This is a genomic window from Streptomyces sp. NPDC102258 (assembly GCF_055584685.1).
The window spans coordinates 1-3,658 of the sequence record NZ_JBVJLO010000062.1 but is presented as its reverse complement, the minus strand read 5'-3'; the positions used below and the strand labels follow the sequence as shown (position 1 = coordinate 3,658).

Here is a 3,658-nt window from a genome sequence, read left to right as displayed (position 1 = left end):
TACGCCATTCGTGCAGGTCGGAACTTACCCGACAAGGAATTTCGCTACCTTAGGACCGTTATAGTTACGGCCGCCGTTTACTGGGGCTTCGATCAAGAGCTTCGCCTTGCGGCTGACCCCATCAATTAACCTTCCAGCACCGGGCAGGCGTCACACCGTATACGTCCACTTTCGTGTTTGCACAGTGCTGTGTTTTTATTAAACAGTTGCAGCCAGCTGGTATCTTCGACTGGCTTCAGCTCCATCCGCAAGGGACTTCACCTACATGCCAGCGTGCCTTCTCCCGAAGTTACGGCACCATTTTGCCTAGTTCCTTCACCCGAGTTCTCTCAAGCGCCTTGGTATTCTCTACCTGACCACCTGTGTCGGTTTGGGGTACGATTTAATGTTACCTGATGCTTAGAGGATTTTCCTGGAAGCAGGGCATCAACTACTTCTGCACCGTAGTGCATCGTCATCACGCCTCAGGGTTAGTATGCAACCGGATTTACCAGGTCACACCCCCTACACGCTTAAACCGGGACAACCGTCGCCCGGCTAGCCTAGCCTTCTCCGTCCCCCCTTCGCAGTAACACCAAGTACAGGAATATTAACCTGTTTCCCATCGACTACGCTTTTCAGCCTCGCCTTAGGGGTCGACTCACCCTGCCCCGATTAACGTTGGACAGGAACCCTTGGTCTTCCGGCGAGCGGGCTTTTCACCCGCTTTATCGTTACTTATGTCAGCATTCGCACTTCTGATACCTCCAGCAACCCTCACAGGCCACCTTCAACGGCTTACAGAACGCTCCCCTACCCAACAACGCCTAAGCGTCGCTGCCGCAGCTTCGGTGCATGGTTTAGCCCCGTTACATCTTCCGCGCAGGCCGACTCGACCAGTGAGCTATTACGCTTTCTTTAAATGATGGCTGCTTCTAAGCCAACATCCTGGCTGTCTATGCCTTCCCACATCGTTTCCCACTTAACCATGACTTTGGGACCTTAGCTGGCGGTCTGGGTTGTTTCCCTCTTCACGACGGACGTTAGCACCCGCCGTGTGTCTCCCGTGATAACATTCTTCGGTATTCGGAGTTTGCATCGGTTTGGTAAGCCGGGATGGCCCCCTAGCCGAAACAGTGCTCTACCCCCGAAGATGAGTTCACGAGGCGCTACCTAAATAGCTTTCGGGGAGAACCAGCTATCTCCCGGTTTGATTGGCCTTTCACCCCCAGCCACAAGTCATCCGCTAATTTTTCAACATTAGTCGGTTCGGTCCTCCAGTTAGTGTTACCCAACCTTCAACCTGCCCATGGCTAGATCACCGGGTTTCGGGTCTATACCTTGCAACTAATCGCCCAGTTAAGACTCGGTTTCCCTACGGCTCCCCTATACGGTTAACCTTGCTACAAAATATAAGTCGCTGACCCATTATACAAAAGGTACGCAGTCACACCACGAAGGTGCTCCCACTGCTTGTACGTACACGGTTTCAGGTTCTATTTCACTCCCCTCGCCGGGGTTCTTTTCGCCTTTCCCTCACGGTACTGGTTCACTATCGGTCAGTCAGGAGTATTTAGCCTTGGAGGATGGTCCCCCCATATTCAGACAGGATGTCACGTGTCCCGCCCTACTCATCGAACTCACGACCTGTGCATTTTAGTGTACGGGGCTATCACCCTTTACTGCGCGACTTTCCAGACGCTTCCACTAACACACAAGCCGATTCAGGTTCTGGGCTCCTCCCCGTTCGCTCGCCGCTACTGGGGGAATCTCGGTTGATTTCTTTTCCTCGGGGTACTTAGATGTTTCAGTTCCCCCGGTTCGCCTCATGCCACTATGTATTCATGACATGATAGTGTGTCGAAACACACTGGGTTTCCCCATTCGGGTATCGCCGGTTATAACGGTTCATATCACCTTACCGACGCTTTTCGCAGATTAGCACGCCCTTCATCGCCTCTGACTGCCTAGGCATCCACCGTGTACGCTTAGTCACTTAACCTCACAACCCGAAGATGTTTCCATCGTTCGTGCTGCAAACATTTGAGAGACTCTATGACAGGTTACTCTTCATCCCAGTACATCTACGGAGGGATAAATTTCAGCCGTCATGTTTCAATTTTCAGCTTGTTCCAGATTGTTAAAGAGCAATATCTTAAACATGACTCGCAAGTCATCTTTAAGATTTTTTCGGTTATCGCTAACCGGTGATAATGTCTTTCACTCATTATCGGAATGGCGTCCCCAAGGGGATTCGAACCCCTGTTACAGCCGTGAAAGGGCAGTGTCCTAGGCCTCTAGACGATGGGGACACGAAAATCCGATTAAACTGAATAACTTAATCGGTTCGTATCAGCATGAATGACTCATGGCATCAACAGGTAGCGCTTTGCTCGTTACTTTTCATCAGACAATCTGTGTGAGCACGCCACTCGAATCAATATCTTTAGGTAAGGAGGTGATCCAACCGCAGGTTCCCCTACGGTTACCTTGTTACGACTTCACCCCAGTCATGAATCACAAAGTGGTAAGCGCCCTCCCGAAGGTTAAGCTACCTACTTCTTTTGCAACCCACTCCCATGGTGTGACGGGCGGTGTGTACAAGGCCCGGGAACGTATTCACCGTAGCATTCTGATCTACGATTACTAGCGATTCCGACTTCATGGAGTCGAGTTGCAGACTCCAATCCGGACTACGACATACTTTATGAGGTCCGCTTGCTCTCGCGAGGTCGCTTCTCTTTGTATATGCCATTGTAGCACGTGTGTAGCCCTACTCGTAAGGGCCATGATGACTTGACGTCATCCCCACCTTCCTCCAGTTTATCACTGGCAGTCTCCTTTGAGTTCCCGGCCGAACCGCTGGCAACAAAGGATAAGGGTTGCGCTCGTTGCGGGACTTAACCCAACATTTCACAACACGAGCTGACGACAGCCATGCAGCACCTGTCTCAGAGTTCCCGAAGGCACCAAAGCATCTCTGCTAAGTTCTCTGGATGTCAAGAGTAGGTAAGGTTCTTCGCGTTGCATCGAATTAAACCACATGCTCCACCGCTTGTGCGGGCCCCCGTCAATTCATTTGAGTTTTAACCTTGCGGCCGTACTCCCCAGGCGGTCGATTTAACGCGTTAGCTCCGGAAGCCACGCCTCAAGGGCACAACCTCCAAATCGACATCGTTTACAGCGTGGACTACCAGGGTATCTAATCCTGTTTGCTCCCCACGCTTTCGCACCTGAGCGTCAGTCTTCGTCCAGGGGGCCGCCTTCGCCACCGGTATTCCTCCAGATCTCTACGCATTTCACCGCTACACCTGGAATTCTACCCCCCTCTACGAGACTCTAGCTTGCCAGTTTCAAATGCAGTTCCCAGGTTGAGCCCGGGGATTTCACATCTGACTTAACAAACCGCCTGCGTGCGCTTTACGCCCAGTAATTCCGATTAACGCTTGCACCCTCCGTATTACCGCGGCTGCTGGCACGGAGTTAGCCGGTGCTTCTTCTGCGAGTAACGTCAATTGATGAACGTATTAAGTTCACCACCTTCCTCCTCGCTGAAAGTGCTTTACAACCCGAAGGCCTTCTTCACACACGCGGCATGGCTGCATCAGGCTTGCGCCCATTGTGCAATATTCCCCACTGCTGCCTCCCGTAGGAGTCTGGACCGTGTCTCAGTTCCAGT

1 tRNA gene and 2 rRNA genes are annotated in these 3,658 nt (G+C 51.9%); all 3 read right to left on the bottom strand.

The features are described from left to right. Positions 1-1,981: ribosomal RNA gene (locus tag ACZ6ZT_RS35085) — 23S ribosomal RNA — on the bottom strand; the annotation flags it as partial. Between the two features lie 234 nt (positions 1,982-2,215). After that, positions 2,216-2,291: transfer RNA gene (locus tag ACZ6ZT_RS35080), tRNA-Glu, on the bottom strand. Positions 2,292-2,430: 139 nt separating this feature from the next. Further along, positions 2,431-3,658: ribosomal RNA gene (locus tag ACZ6ZT_RS35075) — 16S ribosomal RNA — on the bottom strand; the annotation flags it as partial.